This is a genomic window from Rhizobium sp. KNZ14-9A, assembly GCF_056755015.1.
The window spans coordinates 4,063,724-4,080,667 of record NZ_JBPGXB010000002.1 but is presented as its reverse complement, the minus strand read 5'-3'; the positions used below and the strand labels follow the sequence as shown (position 1 = coordinate 4,080,667).

The window sequence follows — 16,944 nt, the reverse complement described above, 5'->3', positions numbered from 1 at the left end:
GTCCGCCATATCCTTAAATTCCATGCTCCAGCCAAAACGGACTATAGCCATGAGCGCACCGCGTACCCTTTACGACAAGATCTGGGCCGACCACCTGGTGGATGAACAGCCTGACGGCACCTGTCTTCTCTATATCGACCGTCACCTGGTCCATGAAGTCACCTCGCCGCAGGCCTTCGAAGGCCTGCGCATGACCCACCGCAAGGTTCGCGCGCCTGAAAAGACGCTTGCCGTCGTCGACCATAACGTTCCGACCTCACCCGACCGCCATCTCGGCATCAAGAATGAGGAAAGCCGCATCCAGGTCGAAGCGTTGGCAACCAATGCAGCCGAATTCGGCGTCGAGTATTACTCGGCAAGCGACAAGCGTCAGGGCATCGTTCACATCGTCGGTCCGGAACAGGGTTTCACCTTGCCCGGCATGACCATTGTCTGCGGCGATAGCCACACCTCGACGCACGGCGCCTTCGGCGCGCTGGCGCATGGGATCGGCACCTCCGAGGTCGAACATGTCCTGGCGACCCAGACGCTGATCCAGAAGAAGGCGAAGAACATGCTGGTGCGGGTCGACGGCCTGCTTCCGCCGCATGTAACCGCCAAGGACATCATCCTCGCCATCATCGGCGAGATCGGCACGGCCGGCGGCACCGGCCACGTCATCGAATTTGCGGGCGAAGCTATCCGCGCGCTGTCGATGGAAGGTCGCATGACGATCTGCAACATGACGATCGAAGGCGGAGCCCGCGCTGGTCTGATCGCCCCTGACGAAAAGACCTTCGAATACATCAAGGGCAAGCCGCGTGCGCCGAAGGGCGAGGCGCTGGAACAGGCGATTGCCTACTGGAAGACACTGCAGACCGATGAAGGCGCTCATTACGACCGCGTCGTAGTGCTCGATGCTGCCAACCTGCCGCCGATCGTATCCTGGGGTTCCTCACCCGAGGACGTGATTTCCGTACAGGGTATCGTACCGAACCCTGACGATATCCAGGACGAGACGAAGCGCACCTCCAAATGGCGCGCGCTCGACTATATGGGCCTGAAGCCGGGCACCAAAATGACCGATATCACCCTCGACCGCGTCTTCATCGGCTCCTGCACCAACGGCCGCATCGAGGATCTGCGCGAGGTCGCCAAGGTCGTTGAAGGCAAGACCGTTGCCTCGACCGTCGATGCCATGATCGTACCGGGCTCCGGTCTCGTGAAGGAACAGGCGGAAGCCGAAGGTCTCGACAAGATCTTCAAGGCCGCAGGCTTCGACTGGCGCGAGCCGGGTTGCTCTATGTGCCTTGCCATGAATGACGACCGCCTGAAGCCGGGCGAGCGCTGCGCATCGACCTCGAACCGCAACTTTGAAGGCCGCCAGGGCTTCAAGGGCCGCACGCATCTCGTCTCGCCGGCCATGGCCGCCGCAGCCGCGATTGCCGGTCACTTCGTCGATATCCGCGAGTGGAACTAGGCTCTTTCGGAGGACTGAACCTAAAAAAGCCTGGCGCCTCTGAACTAACTCCCGAAAGTTGGACGACAACCTTCGGGGTCAGTTCACTCCGCGCCGGGCTTTTTATTGGTGAAATAGCGATCACGCTCTTTGGATCGAATATTCTCGCTCCGACCGGCCGCGGCGCCAGCAGGCGCCGTTGTCGGTAGGCATTCTCTAAAGCTGCTATCTTGCTGCTCGATGGTTGAATCGGCGTGAAATCATATGTTTTATGTGACGTTTGGATGAAATTTCATCTGTCGACCGAAAATCCCTGCTTCTTTCCTGCCACTCGCCCGTTAACGAATGACGCCCGCCGTTTCGCAGACAACGACCGGAGGTGGGGTCTCCATTGATTTCAACGGAGAAGAGCTATGAACAAGACACTGATCAAGCGCTTGCCGATAGCCTTCGGCGCAGTCCTTTGCCTCGCAGCAGCCAATGCTGCCCTTGCGGCGCCGGTGCCTATGGGCACGTCGCCTGAAACACCCGGCACTGTGGAACAAGTCGCTACGCGAGAGCACAGCTGGAATGGCTACCGTGGCTACGAGAATCCGCGTGAAGGCTATCGCCGAGGGCCAGACGGCTATTGGTACCCTGCCAAGGCCTTTGGCGTTTCATCTGAAACGACCGGCTCCGTCGGCATGCCAGCCCCGCTCGCCGGGCCCACGCCCTATCGGATGGATAGGAAGCGCCCCTTGGATATGGACTGCAACCTCCGTTTCAATCCAGGGAGCGGCTCGAGCTGCAATTATTGATCGGCTGCAGCATTAGATGACCCTCTCCAGCCCGGTGGGGGCCATCTGTTCAAGGCTTAGAACGTCGCCGTGTACGGATCCGGACCCATGCGAGCGCCGGCGCTATCGAGCTTGGCGATCACTGCCATGTCTTCGCCATCCAGCTTGAAGTCGAAGACGTTGAAATTCTCTTCGATGCGCGAGGGCGTCACCGACTTCGGAATGACGACAAGGCCGGTATCGATGTGCCAGCGGATGATCACCTGCGCCGGCGTCTTGCCATGCTTGGCAGCAATCTGACCGATGATCGGATTGGAAATGAAGCGGCCCTGACCGAGCGGGCTCCAGGATTCCGTGACGATATTCAGCTTCTTATGCGCCTCCTGCGCCGCCTTCTGCTGAAAGTCCGGATGCAGCTCGATCTGGTTGATAACAGGAACCACGCCTGTATCGCCGACGATATGGTCGAGATGGTCTGGATAGAAGTTCGACACGCCGATGGAGCGGACGCGACCTTCTTCCCTCAAGCGCACGAAAGCCTTCCAGGTTTCGCGATAAAGCCCGCGATGCGGCGATGGCCAGTGGATGAGATAGAGATCGATATAATCGCTACCGAGCTTCTGCAGGCTGACCTCGAAGGCACGCAGTGCATTGTCATAGCCCTGGTCGGTATTGCGCAGTTTCGTCGTGACGAAGATATCCTTGCGGTCGATGCCGGAGGAGCGGATGCCTTCGCCGACGCCCTCTTCGTTGTCATAGCCGGACGCCGTATCGATGTGGCGATAGCCGGCGGCCAGTGCGGTGCGCACGGTCGGAGCCGCGATATCTTGGGGCGTCTGCCAGACGCCGAGACCCACCTGGGGAATGGAATGTCCGTCGTGGAAAGTAATGATGGGCTGAGTGGTCACAATATATCTCCGGAAGTTTGAAGGAATGGCCAAAGACACGAATTGAATGGGGCATGAATTGAAGCCGCGAAGCGGTTTTCCCTGGACGCATCGCAGCCCGCGCATCCGGTCGAAAGTCCATATAGGACAGAGAGCCCGCAATACAATCAGAGAACGCGGAGGATCGTTCCCTTTCTGAGGTGAGGCAGAATGCGGCGCATGTCGCGGGCGCTGATCGCTACACAGCCGGCGGTCGGCTCGTATCCTGGCCGGATCAGATGGAAAAAGATCGCTGAGCCGCGATTGCGCGCCCGGGAGGTCATGTTCCAGTCGAGCACCAAGCAGATATCGTAGAGTCCGTCCTTCCGCTTCATTTCTTCATGGCTCGGTTTGAACGGCGCCTTGACCAGCCTGTTGTAATTCGCATCGGTGGGCTGATCGCACCACAGCATGTCGGAGTGGATGCGCTTGATGGGCAGCGCTGTAGGGAGACGGCCGTTTCGTTCGCCGCGCCGGAAACCGTAGAGCAGCCGCATGGCAGCAATCGGCGTCGCCCCGTCGCCTTCCCGCTTGATCACGGTCCGGCCGCTACGGCCGATCGCGGCGGGCAAGGTGAGCGGGCCAAAACGGACGATGGCTCTGTTTGGCTTGCCCGGCGCGGCACGCACCACGAGCGTTGAGGGCTGCCCATTTCGCTCTCGCCTTGCTTTTTCCATTTTTCTCGCATGTTCTTGAATTGCCTTGGGCTTCGATTGAAACCATATGAGACCCTAGGCAGCAACAGCAGCAGATCGCCAATCCTTGCCAAATGTGGAATTTGGCGTAGGAGTATCTGACCAACGCAAGGACGCACCCGCATGACCGCACGCACCATTCTTCTGGTGGATGACGACGACGACCTTCGCCAGACGCTGACGGAGCAATTGTCGTTGTATGAGGAATTCTCGGTCCTGCAGGAAGCGACCGCGGGCAAGGGCGTCCAGGCCGCCCGCTCCAATCCGGTCGATCTGCTGATCATGGACGTCGGCCTGCCCGATATGGACGGCCGCGAGGCGGTAAAGCTGCTGCGCAAGGGTGGCTTCAAGGCGCCGATCATCATGCTGACCGGTCATGACACGGATTCGGACACGATCCTTGGCCTTGAGGCCGGCGCCAACGACTATGTGACAAAACCTTTCCGCTTCGCCGTGCTTTTGGCTCGCATCCGCGTGCAGCTTCGCCAGCACGAGCAGAGCGAAGATGCCACTTTCACTGTCGGCCCTTATCTCTTCAAGCCGAGCCAGAAGCTGCTGACCACAGATAACGGCCAGAAGATCCGTCTGACGGAAAAGGAGGCGGCGATCATCCGCTACCTCTACCGCGCCGAACAGAAGGTCGTGACCCGCGACGTGCTGCTGGAAGAAGTCTGGGGCTACAATTCCGGCGTCACCACGCACACGCTGGAAACCCACGTTTACCGTCTGCGCCAGAAGATCGAGCGGGATCCGTCCAACGCCGAGATCCTCGTGACGGAAAACGGCGGCTACAAGATCATCCCGTAGCATGTCTCTTTCCGACGATATCCATCTGCTGGCGCAGCTTCCGCTCTTCAAGGACATGAACGACGACCAGTTGCGCTTGATTGCCTTCGGCGCAGACCGTCGCGTGATTGCGGCCGGGCAGATGCTGTTCCGTCAGGGATCACCCGCCGAAAGCGCCTATGTGATCACGAGCGGCAGCCTCGAACTCAGCGTGACGGGCTCGGATGGCATGGCACGGACCGAAGCCATCGCTGGCCCCGGTGCATTGATTTCGGAGCTGGCTCTTATAACGCTGGTGGAGCGCAAGTTCACTGCAATTGCCCGCGAAGATACCGGCATCATCCGCATTACGCGGGCGCTGTTCCTTCGCCTGATCGAGGAATATCCCTCGGCGGCGCGCATCATGGAAAACCGTATCCGCGACAGTATTGCCGATCTCGCGGCACAGGCCGCAAGCCAGTTTCACCGTTTCAGCTGACGTTTCAGAGGTTGAGATGTACGGTCACCGGCACATGGTCGGATGGCCGCTCCCAACCGCGTGCTTCCTTCAGTACCTCGATGCGCTGCAGATGCGGACCGAGGTCGGGCGAAGACCAGATATGGTCGAGACGCCGGCCCTTGTCGGCAGCTTCCCAATCCTTCGCGCGGTAACTCCACCACGTATAGAGCTTCTCATTGGCAGGCACATGCTGGCGCATGAGATCGTGCCAGCCGCCACGCTTCATCACCTCGAGCAGCCCGTCGGTTTCGACCGGCGTATGGCTGACGATCTTCAGAAGCTGCTTGTGAGACCAGACATCATGTTCCAGCGGCGCGATATTGAGATCGCCGACGAGAATGGCTGACGTGTTCGGCTCGGCGCTCGCCTTGAGGTTCTTCATCTCCTCGATGAAATCGAGCTTGTGGCCGAATTTCGGATTGATCATGCGGTCCGGCTCGTCGCCGCCGGCAGGAACATAGAAATTGTGCAGGCGGATGCGACGGTTGCCGCGCTCGAAGACCGCCGAGATGTGGCGCGCGTCGCCGACATTGCAGTAGTCCTGCCGGTGGTCTTCGGTCAGCGGCACGCGGGAGGCTATAGCAACGCCATGATAGCCCTTCTGGCCGTGGATGATGATGTGCTCGTAGCCCATGGCGCGCAGCGGTGCCAACGGGAAGAGGTCGTTCGTAACCTTGGTTTCCTGCAGGCAGAGGATATCGGGCCTGTGCTTCAGCACGAGCTGCTCGACGATCGGCATGCGCAGCCGCACCGAATTGATATTCCAGGTGGTAATGGAGAAGCTCATGCCGATGCCCTTTCAGATCCCTCTGAAAAGGCTTTAGAGCAAAGGCGTGAGCGAGAAAACCGGCCGCAGGCAAAAGCGGCCGGCGATCAACCGAAAAGCATCAATCCCGGTTGGCCGAGGTGCCCTTGATATCCTCGTATGGCACGCGGAAGACACGCTCATCGAAGGCAACGCCGGTCTTCACGTTGAAGATCATCACCGACGTGTCCTTGCCCTGGTTGTCGGTGATCGTCCACTGGCGCAGGTCATAAGTCTTCGGGTCGAACATCATCGTGATGGTCGAGTTGCCGAACACCGTATTGTTGCCGAGCGAGATCGTCGTCAAATCGGACTCTTGCTTCACGCCCTTCACCATTCCGGCGGAAAGGTCGATACGCGGCGCAAGTAACAGGCTGAGCGGCGTCTTGGAAAGCGGATAGAGATCCCAGGTCTTCAGCTTCACGTTGCCGATCGCGACGTTCCTGCCGTCGGCAATGACGCGCATCGGCGACGGATCGTCATAGTTGAAGCGCAGCTTGCCGGGACGCTCGATGAAGAATTTGCCGCCGGTCTGTTCGCCACGGGGGCCAAACTGCACGAACTCGCCCTGCATGGTGGCGACGCCCGAGAAATGATCGGCAATCGCCTGTGCCGTGGCGCTGTTGGCAGCGGGTGCTGCCGCCTGGGCGACCTGGGCGAGAGCGGGAAACGGAACGGCGCTTGCAACGGCGGCAACAGCGAAGACGCCAAGAACGTCACGGCGGGTTACCGGCAGGCCGGAAAATATGGACGCGGAGTTGGTCATGTGAACCTCCTGTATGCGGTCTGCATGCCGCCGAAAGGCGGCGTCTTCAAGGCGCCGCGATCGCCCGGTGAAAGGTAACGGATTACATCCTCCGAGGTTTCCACCAGATGGGCTGCGCCATCAAATATTCTTTCCTCAACGGTCGAGGATATCTCCATCCGTCGGCACGAGAATCTCACGTTTGCCGGCATGGTTGGCAGGGCCAATGATGCCCTCCTGCTCCATGCGTTCGATCAGCGATGCCGCACGATTATATCCGATACCGAGCCTGCGCTGAACATAGGAAGTAGAGGCCTTGCCATCGCGCAGCACAATGGCGACGGCCTGATCGTAGGGATCTTCGGAATCGGCAAGATTTGACGTACCTGCCGGACCGCCACCATAATCGCCGTCCTCGTCGTCATCGGCAGTGATGGCATCGAGATATTGCGGCGAACCTTGCGTCTTCAGGTAGGAGACGATCTCTTCGACCTCAACGTCGGACACGAACGGACCATGGACGCGCTGGATGCGGCCGCCCCCTGCCATATAGAGCATATCACCCATACCGAGCAGTTGTTCGGCACCCTGCTCGCCGAGGATCGTGCGGCTGTCGATCTTGGACGTAACCTGGAAGGAGATGCGGGTCGGGAAGTTCGCCTTGATCGTGCCGGTGATGACGTCGACTGACGGACGCTGCGTTGCCATGATGACATGGATACCGGCCGCGCGCGCCATCTGCGCGAGGCGCTGCACGGCACCTTCAATATCCTTGCCGGCGACCATCATCAGGTCGGCCATTTCGTCGATGATGACGACGATATAGGGCATCGGCTGCAGATCGAATTCTTCGGTCTCGTAGACCGCTTCGCCGGTCTGCCGGTCAAAACCGGTCTGCACCGTGCGCGAGATCGTGTCGCCCTTGGCAAGTGCCTGCTCGACGCGCGTATTGAAGCCGTCGATGTTGCGAACACCGATCTTAGACATCTTCTTGTAACGCTCTTCCATCTCGCGGACGGTCCATTTGAGCGCGACGACAGCCTTCTTCGGATCGGTGACGACAGGGGAAAGCAGATGCGGAATGCCGTCGTAGACGGAGAGCTCCAACATCTTCGGATCGATCATGATGAGGCGGCACTGCTCCGGCGTCATACGGTAGAGCAGCGACAGGATCATCGTGTTGATGGCGACGGACTTACCCGAGCCGGTCGTACCGGCCACCAGCAGATGCGGCATCTTCGCGAGATCGGCGATCACGGCTTCGCCGCCGATCGTCTTGCCGAGCGCCATGGCAAGCTTCGCCTTGGAGCCTTCGAAATCACGCGAGGCGATGAGCTCGCGCAGATAGACGGTTTCACGCGTCTGGTTCGGCAGCTCGATGCCGATCGCATTGCGGCCCGGCACGACGGCGACGCGGGCGGCAATAGCACTCATCGAGCGGGCGATATCGTCGGCAAGGCCGATGACGCGGGACGACTTGATGCCGGGTGCCGGCTCCAGTTCATAGAGTGTGACGACCGGACCGGGGCGAACATGGATAATCTCGCCCTTGACCCCGAAATCTTCCAGCACGCCTTCCAGCATGCGGGCATTCTGCTCCAGCGCATCGGCCGAAAGCGTGGAATCGCGCACGACATTCTTCGGCTCCGCAAGCAGATGCATGGAGGGAAGCTGGAAGCCTTCCGGCCGGATGAACGAACCTTGCGCCTCGCGCTCGACGCGGGCGCCGGGCTTTGGGCGGGCGGAGGCAGGAATGACGCGCGGCTCGGGTTTACCGGCCGATTTGGCCGGCGCGCGGATCATCCAATCGTCATCATCGTCATCAGGCAGGATATCGGCCGGACGCGGCGGCATGTCGGTATTGAATGGCGGATCGTCGTCCTCGTCCTCATCGTCGTTGAGCGAGACGGAAGGCGCCGAAACGACCCGACGGCTCGAAGCGGAACGCGGCTCCATGGAAGGATCCATGCGCTCGCCGCGCGCTGCGGGCTTGGCGCGCACCGGCTCGTTCAGCGTACCGAATTCGTCATCGTTGAAGTCATAGGGCGATTCGAAATCGCTCTGGCGGCGCTTGCGCGGTCCCATGCCGAAAAGCCGTCGGAAACGCGCCTGGTTCATATACCAGGCGTGAGTCATGGCACCGCTAAAGGCCATCCAGCGGGACCCATCGTCCTCATCGTCCTCATCGCCGACGACACGCACCTTGCTGCGCGTATCGACATAATCCTCTTCTTCGTTTTCCTCCTCATCGAGCTCGCTGCGTCCGACGATGCCGGCTGCAAAGAGCATCATCCACGCGGTCGGGACGGCGAAGATGCAGCCGACTGCGGTGGCGAAAACGCCGGTCGGATAAGCGCCGACAAAGAGTGCGGGAAAACGCAGGATCATGTCGCCGATAACACCGCCAATACCGTTCGGGATCGGCCAGGTGAGCGGTGGTGGAAAACAGCCGATGACGGCGGAAGAAAGTATGGTGCCCACGAGCCAGGCGCCGGCGCGCGCCGGAATGCGGCTGATGCGACGGCCGGAAATCAGCGCCAGCGCCCAGGCGACGATCGGCAGCATCGAGACGACGCTTGCGAGCCCCAGGAACTGCATGGCGACGTCGGCAAAGGCAGCACCGCTATAACCGAGTATGTTGGTCGGCAGGTTACCGGTGGCGTAGGAATAGCTGGGATCGGTGACGTTCCATGTTGCAAGCGCCGCGACCGCGAGCGCCAAGACCAGGAAGACCGCAAAGCCGGTAAGAGCCTGGATCTGCCGCAGCATGAATGCCGAGAAGGAGAACCGGTCAGGACGACCATCCATCGCCGGCGACGTGCTTCTTGCCATGTGTCTAACCCGTCCAATGCCTGGGGGCACGCGAATCGCCAATGCTTCGCCGCGCCAAATGCGTCCGCTCCACCTAATCAAAGTAGAGTTAAAGCGATGTTAACCATGCATATGCCGGATCACTAAAAAGAAAAGGGCCCGAACCTGTGAAGGTCCGGGCCAAGAGCGGCTTATGGTTAGATAGGCCGCGACGGGCCGTTCAGCGGCGCCCTTGTGTCGGGCGCCGCAAACCCTGCGATCAGGAGTGGTAAGCGGCTTCGCCGTGCGTTGCGAGGTCGAGACCTTCGCGCTCGGCCTCGACCGAAACGCGCAGGCCGATGATGACATCGACGATCTTGTAGAGGATCGCCGAGCCGATGCCCGACCATAGCAGCGTCGTGAGCACGCCCTTGGCCTGGGCCAGGACCTGCGTAGCCGTGCCGGCATAGGAGGCAGCGAAATCAGCCGTCGAATAGTCGACGATACCGGCGCCGCCGAGGGCCGGGTTGACGAGGATGCCGGTACCGAGAGCGCCGATGATGCCGCCGATGCAATGGACACCGAAGACGTCGAGGCTGTCGTCATAGTTGAACTTGTTCTTCACGACGTCGACGAAGAAGTAGCAGACCGGCGAGACGATGAGACCGAGAACGATCGAACCCATCGGGCCGGCAAAGCCTGCCGCCGGAGTGACAGCGACGAGGCCGGCGACGGCGCCGGAAGCGCCGCCGAGCATGGAGGCCTTACCGCGAGCGAAGCTTTCGACGATGCACCAGGACACGGCGGCGGCGGCCGTCGCGACGAAGGTGTTGATCATGGCGAGCGATGCATAGGCATTGGCTTCGAGGTTAGAGCCGGCGTTGAAGCCGAACCAGCCGACCCAGAGCAGCGATGCGCCGACCATGGTGAGCGTCATCGAGTGCGGAGCCATGATCTCCTTCTTATAGCCGGTGCGCTTGCCGAGCATGATCGCGCCGACGAGGCCGGCGATACCGGCATTGATGTGAACGACCGTGCCGCCGGCGAAATCAATTGCGCCATAGGAGAAGATCAGGCCGGCCGGCGAGGTGTAGGAACTCGGACCGCCCCAGAACCAGACCATGTGCGCCATCGGGAAGTAGATAAAGGTAACCCAGAGCACGACGAACAGCATGACGGCCGAGAACTTGATGCGCTCGGCGAATGCGCCGACGATCAGGCCGGGCGTGATGCAGGCGAAGGTCATCTGGAATACGATGAAGGTGTATTCAGGGATGGCGACGCCCTTCGAGAAGGTCTCTGCTAGCGATGAGGTATTAACCCCGGCGAGGAAAGCCTTGGAGAAGCCGCCGACGAAGCTGTTCAGCGAGCCACCGTCGGTGAAGGCGAGCGAATAGCCGTAGGTCACCCAGATCAGCGCCACGACGGCGGTGATCATGAAGACCTGCATCAGCACGGAGAGCATGTTCTTGGCACGCACGAGGCCGCCGTAGAAAAGCGCAAGGCCGGGGATCGTCATCAGGAGGACGAGCGCCGAGGAGACGAGCATCCAGGTATTGTCACCCTTGTCCATGGTGAAGGCCGGAGCAGCGGCGGCTGCAGCATCAGCGGCTGCCGGGGCTGCTTCCTGCGCGAAAGCGACGACCGGCGCCAGGAGAGCGGCCGAAAGGGCGCCTACCCGTGCGATGTTGGAGGAAAACTTCGAAATTGACATTGGAAATAGCTCCTTGATCTGCCGTTCTTTTTACAGCGCTTCTGAATCGGTCTCGCCCGTACGGATGCGCACGGCATGGTCGATCGAGTAGACGAAGATTTTGCCGTCACCGATCTGGCCGGTCTTGGCAGATGCTGCGATGGCCTCTACCGCCTTGTCGACGATTTCGGATGCGACCGCGATTTCGATCTTGAGCTTCGGCAGGAAGCTGACCGCATATTCAGTGCCGCGATAGATTTCAGTGTGCCCCTTCTGGCGACCGTAGCCCTTCACTTCGGTCACAGTCAGGCCCTGAATGCCGATCGCCGTGAGGGCTTCGCGGACCTCATCGAGCTTGAACGGCTTGATAATGGCCATCACAATTTTCATCTGGTTTCCCATCCTTCGTTATCCTCGGCGCGGAGCCGACTCTCCTTGCCGCTGACGGTTTCTTGACCAGCGACCGGCGATAGACATTCAAAGGACGTGCCAGATTCGCGGCAGTCTATAAGTTATTGAAATATAAAGATTATAATTGAAGACGCCAATAAACAGGCAAATGATGGGCCAATAAGCGCACAAATAATGCGCAAATTTATAAATATGCACATTATTTATTCATTTGCCTTTTTCCGAATCAGACCCTCCTGCGCCACCGACGCGATCAGGACACCGGATCGAGTAAAAAGGCTACCGCGAGTCAATCCCCGAGCGCCCGAAGCCGACGGACTGTCCTGCGTATAGAGCAGCCAGTCATCAAGCTTGTCGGGACGGTGGAACCACATGGCATGGTCGAGGCTTGCAACCTGCAGGTTCTGGTCGAAAATGGACGTTCCGTGGGCATGCAGCGATGCATCAAGCAGCGTCATGTCCGAGAGATAGGCAAGCACGGCGGCCTGATAGAGCCTGTTGTCGGGCACGGGACCGGTAGCACGAACCCAGACATCCTGCCGCGGCTCGAGCTTCTCACTCGTAAAATAGTGCTTGAGCGAGATGGGCCGGATTTCGATCGGCCTTTCGCGCTCCCAATATTTGCGCACCGCCGCCGGAGCATGAGCGAGATACTGCTCCTTGATCTGCTGTTCGCCGAGCAGCGTTTCCGGCATCGGCACGGGCGGCATGGGGATCTGATGATCGAAGCCCGGTTCCTCGACCTGGAACGAGGCCGAGAGCGCGAAGATCGCCTTGCCGTGCTGGATCGCGACGGCCCGGCGTGTGTTGAAGCTCGACCCGTCCCGGATGCGCTCGACCTGATAGATGATCGGCACGGAGGGATCGCCGGGACGCATGAAATAGGCGTGCAGCGAGTGAATGAACCGCTCGCCTTCTACAGTGCGCTGCGCCGCCATCAGCGCCTGGGCGATCACCTGCCCGCCGAACACACGCTGCCAGCCGACCTGCGGACTGCGGCCGCGAAAAATATCGACCTCGATCGGCTCGATATCGAGCGTCGAAATCAATGTTTCCATAGCGGTAGGCTTACCCGTTTGTTCCGTCATTTGTTCTGCTCCCGGCGGTAGGAAGTGGTAATATGATGATCTATATAGATCGCATCTAGTCGTAAAAAGTAACAGGAGCGGACGATGCTGGACATGCTGGTTGCAGGTGGGGGTTATGTTGGCCTGTCTGTGGCCGTGGCGGTCAAGCAGGCCGCCCCGCATCTCAATATCGCCGTCGTCGAGGCAGCACCCGAGCATGCCTGGCAAAAGGATATGCGCGCCTCCGCCATCATCGCTGCGGCGTCGAAGATGCTCGAAGTCTTCGGCATCTGGAACGAGATCGAGCCGGAGGCACAGCCGATCACCAAGATGATCGTGACCGATTCCAAGATGTCCGATCCTGTCCGCCCGATCTTCCTGACCTTCGACGGCGAAGTCGCCGATGGCCGGCCGTTTGCCCACATGATCCCAAATGTCGTTATGGTCGGCGCGCTGCGCGGCGCCTGCGAGCGGCTCGGCATCGAAATCCGCCATGGCTTGAGCGCCACCGGCCTGAAGACGGGTGATACCGATATCGAGATCAGCCTGTCCGACGGCAGCACGCTGCAATCGCGCCTGCTGGTTGCCTGCGATGGCGTGCGCTCCAGACTGCGCGATTTTGCAGGGATCAAGACTGTCACCTGGGATTACGGTCAGTCCGGCATCGTCACGACCGTCGAGCACGAGCGCCCGCACCACGGCTGCGCCGAAGAACATTTCCTGCCATCCGGCCCCTTCGCTATCCTGCCGCTGCGCAACAACCGCTCGTCACTAGTCTGGACCGAGCGAACGAATGACGCCAACCGTCTCGTTACCGCCGACGATCTGGTTTTCGAGGAGGAACTTGAACGCCGCTTCGGCCACAAGCTCGGCGCTCTCAAGGTGGTTGGCGACAAGCGCGCCTTCCCGCTCGGCCTCACACTCGCGCGCTCCTTCGTCGCGCCGCGCTTTGCGCTTGCCGGTGATGCCGCACATGGCATCCATCCGATTTCCGGCCAGGGCCTCAATCTCGGCTTCAAGGATGTGGCCGCCCTCGCCGAAACCATCGTGGACGCCGATCGCCTTGGGCTCGACATCGGCGCCATCAATATTCTGGAGCGCTACCAGAGCTGGCGCCGCTTCGATACCTTCCGCATGGGCGTCACGACAGATGTGTTGAACCGGCTGTTTTCCAATGACATGGCGCCGATCCGCATCGCCCGGGACTTTGGCCTCGGCATCGTCGATCGCCTGCCGGGCCTGAAATCCTTCTTCATCGGCCAGGCGGCTGGAACGACCGCCAGAGACAATCCGCGGCTGCTGTCGGGCGAAACGATCTGAATGAGAGCAATTCCAGCAAAAGTGTGCTGCGGTTTTGCGTCCGGAATTGCGTAAAAACAAAGGAACTCTTTAGAGCTCAGTCTTCGAGTGTGCGCGCTTCCGAAACGAGCATGATCGGAATGCCGTCCCTGATCGGATAGGCAAGACGCGCCTTTTCCGAGACCAACTCGTTGTGCTCTCGGTCATAGGAAAGCCGTCCCTTGGTAAGCGGGCAGACGAGAAGTTCGAGAAGTTTGGGATCGACCCGGCTCAGTTTTTCGTCCATCGCGCCCTCTACTGCAGCACGGTATCGGAATCGCCGAAAACGCGGGCAAGCACGATTTCGGTGATGGCGATCAGGGTTTCCGCCCTCGTCTTGAGATCGGGCGCTTCGAGGAGCGCCTGTTTTTCGGCCGGGCCGAAAGGCGACATCATCGCCAGCGAATTGACGAGGGTAAGGTTGCTCGCCCGCTCAACGCTCTCCCAGTCCGCCTCGAGCTTATTGGCATCAAGATAGGCCTTGAAAGCCGTCAGCAGCGCACTGCGGTCAACGGCATCTTCTTCGTTCTCGGCGGAGAGATCTGATATGAACGGCGCGATACGAAAGCTGCGGAATGGTTGGCCATGCGATCTCTCTTCCAGCAGCCGGAAGCGGCACACGCCCGTGAGCGAGACGATATAGCGCCCGTCACCGGTTTCGGCATAAGAGGTAATCCGGCCGAGGCAGCCGACAGCCGCAAGCTCAGGGGCATGCGTCTTGTCTTCATGCTCGCCATGTGCCGGCTGCACCATGCCGATCAGACGGTTTCCAGTCAGTGCGGCATCGAACATCGCAAGATAACGCGGTTCGAAGATATTGAGCGGCAGCTGCCCGGCAGGCAGAAGAAGCGCACCGGTCAAAGGAAAAACTGCAATCTCATCCGGTAGATCGCCGGGCTTCAGATATCTCGCATTGCCGACTTGCATGAAGACTAGTCCCGCGCTCTCTCGGCGCGCGCATCTGCGGCGCCCGTCCTCACGAGAAATGTGGTGTCCTTGCGTAAAAACGCAAGGGCGGATGCGGCAAACTCAGGAAAACAGGATCGATGAAAGCTTGCGGCGGGCCGAAACCGTCGCCGGATCCTTGAAGCCCCAAACCTCGAAGAACTGCAGAAGCTGGCGACGCGCACCATCATCATCGAAGGCGCGATCCTTGCGCATGATGGTGAGCAGGTGTTCGGCCGCCTCCTCGCGCTTGCCTTCGACATTGAGGATCTTGGCTAGTTTCAGGCGAGCTTCATGATGATCGGGGTTCAATGCCAGCTCGCGCTCCAGGGCGACGGGATCGCCGAGCTTGCGGGCTTCCTCGATCTGGTCGAGCTTCTTCAGGACCGCCTGGATGCCGGCATCCTTGCCAAGCTCTTCCGGCAGCTCGCTCAGCATCTGGCGGGCTTCACCGTGCTGGTCGGCTGCGATCAGGCATTCGGCCATGCCGGCAAGCGCCTTGGCATTTTCCGGATCGGCCTGCATGACCGCGCCATAAAGCTGACCCGCTTCGTTGATGTTGCCGGCAGCAAGCAGTTCGCCAGCCTGCGCCAGAGCACCTTCGATTTCGGCAGCCTGATCCGCACCCTCAGGACCTGCAAGACGATCGATGAACTGACGAACCTGGCTTTCCGGCACCGCGCCCATGAAGCCATCCGCCGGGCGGCCGTTGACGAATGCGATGACGGCTGGAATGGACTGGATGCCGAGCTGGCCGGCGATCGAGGGATGATCGTCAATGTTCATCTTGACGAGCTTGACGCGGCCTTGACCCTCATTGACAACCTTTTCCAGGACCGGCGTCAGCTGCTTGCACGGGCCACACCATGGCGCCCAGAAATCGACCAGCACCGGCTGGTTGCGTGATTCCTCGAGAACGTCCTTCGCGAAATTCGCCGTCGTCGTGTCCTTGATATAGCCGCCGCCCGCCGCAGGCTGAGGTACCGCGCCATAACTTGCCGTTGCCGACATCTGGTTGCCAAAGGAACCGTTATAAGGATTGTCGCTGCCGCTCATAGGTATCTCCCGCCGCGCCGATCTGCCGGCGTCTCTGATAGCGCTAAAATCGTATGTCAGGACGTCACTTTCAAGACAAGCGGCTTATGCCCAGTCGCCTCCATGAATCGTATCAGATCGGCGCTGACGATCGAAGTCGTCGCATCGTTGGAAAGCGGATGGCAGTTGATGATCTCGTCATGCATCAGATCCGCATCGAGCACGAAGGTGACATTGTTGCCGGCATCGTTGATCGCGCCGAGTGCGGTGACAGCGCCCGGAATGACACCAAGATATTCCATTAGCTTCTCGGGTTTGCCGAAAGAGACGCGGCCGGAAGCGCCGATAAGAGTATGGACCTGCTTGAGGTCGACGGCGGCATTTTCTTCCACGGTCAGCAGGAAATAACGATCTTTCTTGTCCTTCACGAACAGGTTCTTGGTATGCCCGCCCGGGATCTCATCCCGCAGCGCCACCGATTCGGCCACCGTGAAGACCGGCGCATGGTCCTTGGTGCTGTGGACAATGCCAAGGCCGTCGAGAAAGGCGAGAAGATCCTGGCGAGTCTTGGGCTTGTTTTCGGTCATCGTCATTCCATCAGACAGGAGAAAGGCAGATTGGACTGTCTGCTTACGTCTGCCTCATGAGCTTGGCAATCTTCAGGACCGACGCTTTGCCCTGCATTCGCGGCGTTTCCGAAGCCGGTTTTCCACCGCTAGAACTTTTCTTCGTTTTTCCGTCATTTCCCTGTTGCATTTGAAAATCGTTTGGGCGATATAGCGCCCGTCGCCGCAAGGTGGCGCCCACGGTCCGCTACTTACTACCCCGGACCGGTGCGGATTTGAGCGGGTGTAGCTCAGGGGTAGAGCACAACCTTGCCAAGGTTGGGGTCGAGGGTTCGAATCCCTTCGCCCGCTCCAGTTTCCTTCTCATATCAATGAAGATGTTGGGTTCCATGTGTGGCCACGCTCTCAGGCCTCTTTTGACGTAGCCGA

At 59.9% G+C, this 16,944-nt stretch carries 17 protein-coding genes and 1 tRNA gene; 6 read left to right on the top strand and 12 right to left on the bottom strand.

The features are described 5' to 3' along the window. Positions 1-49: 49 nt before the first annotated feature. Positions 50-1,459 carry a 3-isopropylmalate dehydratase large subunit gene (leuC, locus tag ACR9ZQ_RS26935; RefSeq protein WP_113319781.1) on the top strand — a complete coding sequence of 470 codons (1,410 nt, stop codon included), beginning with the start codon at positions 50-52 and terminating at the stop codon, positions 1,457-1,459. Between the two features lie 392 nt (positions 1,460-1,851). Further along, complete coding sequence (locus tag ACR9ZQ_RS26930) at positions 1,852-2,235, top strand: cell surface protein (protein WP_310385102.1); 384 nt, start codon at positions 1,852-1,854, stop codon at positions 2,233-2,235. A gap of 56 nt (positions 2,236-2,291) precedes the next feature. On the opposite strand, the gene ACR9ZQ_RS26925 is transcribed toward ACR9ZQ_RS26930, so the two are convergent. Both ACR9ZQ_RS26925 and ACR9ZQ_RS26920 read right to left on the bottom strand, forming a co-directional pair. Further along, a complete protein-coding gene (locus ACR9ZQ_RS26925; RefSeq protein ID WP_310385104.1) occupies positions 2,292-3,122 on the bottom strand; it encodes an aldo/keto reductase in 831 nt (276 codons plus the stop codon). A 146-nt stretch (positions 3,123-3,268) separates the two neighbouring features. Beyond that, complete coding sequence (locus tag ACR9ZQ_RS26920; protein WP_310385106.1) at positions 3,269-3,817, bottom strand: L,D-transpeptidase family protein; 549 nt, start codon at positions 3,815-3,817, stop codon at positions 3,269-3,271. 141 nt (positions 3,818-3,958) lie between these two features. Between ACR9ZQ_RS26920 and ACR9ZQ_RS26915 the strand changes: the two genes are divergently transcribed. Both ACR9ZQ_RS26915 and ACR9ZQ_RS26910 read left to right on the top strand, forming a co-directional pair. After that, complete coding sequence (locus ACR9ZQ_RS26915; protein ID WP_007814583.1) at positions 3,959-4,642, top strand: response regulator transcription factor; 684 nt, start codon at positions 3,959-3,961, stop codon at positions 4,640-4,642. 1 nt (position 4,643) lies between these two features. After that, positions 4,644-5,099, top strand: a complete 456-nt coding sequence (locus tag ACR9ZQ_RS26910; protein WP_037101863.1) for a cyclic nucleotide-binding domain-containing protein — start codon at positions 4,644-4,646, stop codon at positions 5,097-5,099. A 4-nt stretch (positions 5,100-5,103) separates the two neighbouring features. Here the strand turns inward: ACR9ZQ_RS26910 and ACR9ZQ_RS26905 are convergent, their stop codons facing one another. From ACR9ZQ_RS26905 to tesB, 6 genes are all read right to left on the bottom strand, one after another. After that, the gene (locus ACR9ZQ_RS26905) at positions 5,104-5,907 is read right to left on the bottom strand and encodes an exodeoxyribonuclease III (RefSeq protein ID WP_113319876.1); all 804 of its coding nucleotides are present in this window, start codon (positions 5,905-5,907) and stop codon (positions 5,104-5,106) included. 100 nt (positions 5,908-6,007) lie between these two features. Then, positions 6,008-6,691, bottom strand: a complete 684-nt coding sequence (locus ACR9ZQ_RS26900) for an outer membrane lipoprotein carrier protein LolA (protein WP_310385111.1) — start codon at positions 6,689-6,691, stop codon at positions 6,008-6,010. 135 nt (positions 6,692-6,826) lie between these two features. Beyond that, positions 6,827-9,502: an FtsK/SpoIIIE family DNA translocase gene (locus ACR9ZQ_RS26895; protein ID WP_310385113.1), complete on the bottom strand. Its 2,676-nt coding sequence runs from the start codon at positions 9,500-9,502 to the stop codon at positions 6,827-6,829. A gap of 238 nt (positions 9,503-9,740) precedes the next feature. Continuing rightward, on the bottom strand, positions 9,741-11,174 hold the full coding sequence (locus ACR9ZQ_RS26890) for an ammonium transporter (protein WP_310385116.1): 1,434 nt from the start codon (positions 11,172-11,174) through the stop codon (positions 9,741-9,743). 30 nt (positions 11,175-11,204) lie between these two features. Further along, a complete protein-coding gene (locus ACR9ZQ_RS26885) occupies positions 11,205-11,555 on the bottom strand; it encodes a P-II family nitrogen regulator (protein WP_007814595.1) in 351 nt (116 codons plus the stop codon). 212 nt (positions 11,556-11,767) lie between these two features. Next, a complete protein-coding gene (gene tesB, locus ACR9ZQ_RS26880; RefSeq protein ID WP_310385118.1) occupies positions 11,768-12,652 on the bottom strand; it encodes an acyl-CoA thioesterase II in 885 nt (294 codons plus the stop codon). Positions 12,653-12,736: 84 nt separating this feature from the next. Here tesB and ACR9ZQ_RS26875 point away from each other — a divergent pair, with 84 nt between their 5' ends. Further along, positions 12,737-13,951 (top strand): ubiquinone biosynthesis hydroxylase, encoded by a 1,215-nt coding sequence (locus ACR9ZQ_RS26875; RefSeq protein ID WP_481429070.1) that lies wholly within the window; start codon positions 12,737-12,739, stop codon positions 13,949-13,951. A 76-nt stretch (positions 13,952-14,027) separates the two neighbouring features. Here ACR9ZQ_RS26875 and ACR9ZQ_RS26870 read toward each other — a convergent pair whose 3' ends face one another. The 4 genes from ACR9ZQ_RS26870 to ACR9ZQ_RS26855 all read right to left on the bottom strand — a co-directional run bounded on the left by ACR9ZQ_RS26870 (position 14,028) and on the right by ACR9ZQ_RS26855 (position 16,536). Continuing rightward, positions 14,028-14,216: a Trm112 family protein gene (locus ACR9ZQ_RS26870; protein WP_007814601.1), complete on the bottom strand. Its 189-nt coding sequence runs from the start codon at positions 14,214-14,216 to the stop codon at positions 14,028-14,030. An 8-nt stretch (positions 14,217-14,224) separates the two neighbouring features. Then, positions 14,225-14,896, bottom strand: a complete 672-nt coding sequence (locus ACR9ZQ_RS26865; RefSeq protein WP_007814604.1) for an LON peptidase substrate-binding domain-containing protein — start codon at positions 14,894-14,896, stop codon at positions 14,225-14,227. A gap of 102 nt (positions 14,897-14,998) precedes the next feature. Next, positions 14,999-15,970, bottom strand: a complete 972-nt coding sequence (gene trxA, locus ACR9ZQ_RS26860; protein ID WP_310385123.1) for a thioredoxin — start codon at positions 15,968-15,970, stop codon at positions 14,999-15,001. A 56-nt stretch (positions 15,971-16,026) separates the two neighbouring features. Continuing rightward, positions 16,027-16,536: a prolyl-tRNA synthetase associated domain-containing protein gene (locus ACR9ZQ_RS26855; RefSeq protein WP_310385125.1), complete on the bottom strand. Its 510-nt coding sequence runs from the start codon at positions 16,534-16,536 to the stop codon at positions 16,027-16,029. 258 nt (positions 16,537-16,794) lie between these two features. Between ACR9ZQ_RS26855 and ACR9ZQ_RS26850 the strand changes: the two genes are divergently transcribed. Then, positions 16,795-16,869 (top strand) — tRNA-Gly (locus tag ACR9ZQ_RS26850). Positions 16,870-16,944 lie beyond the last annotated feature (75 nt).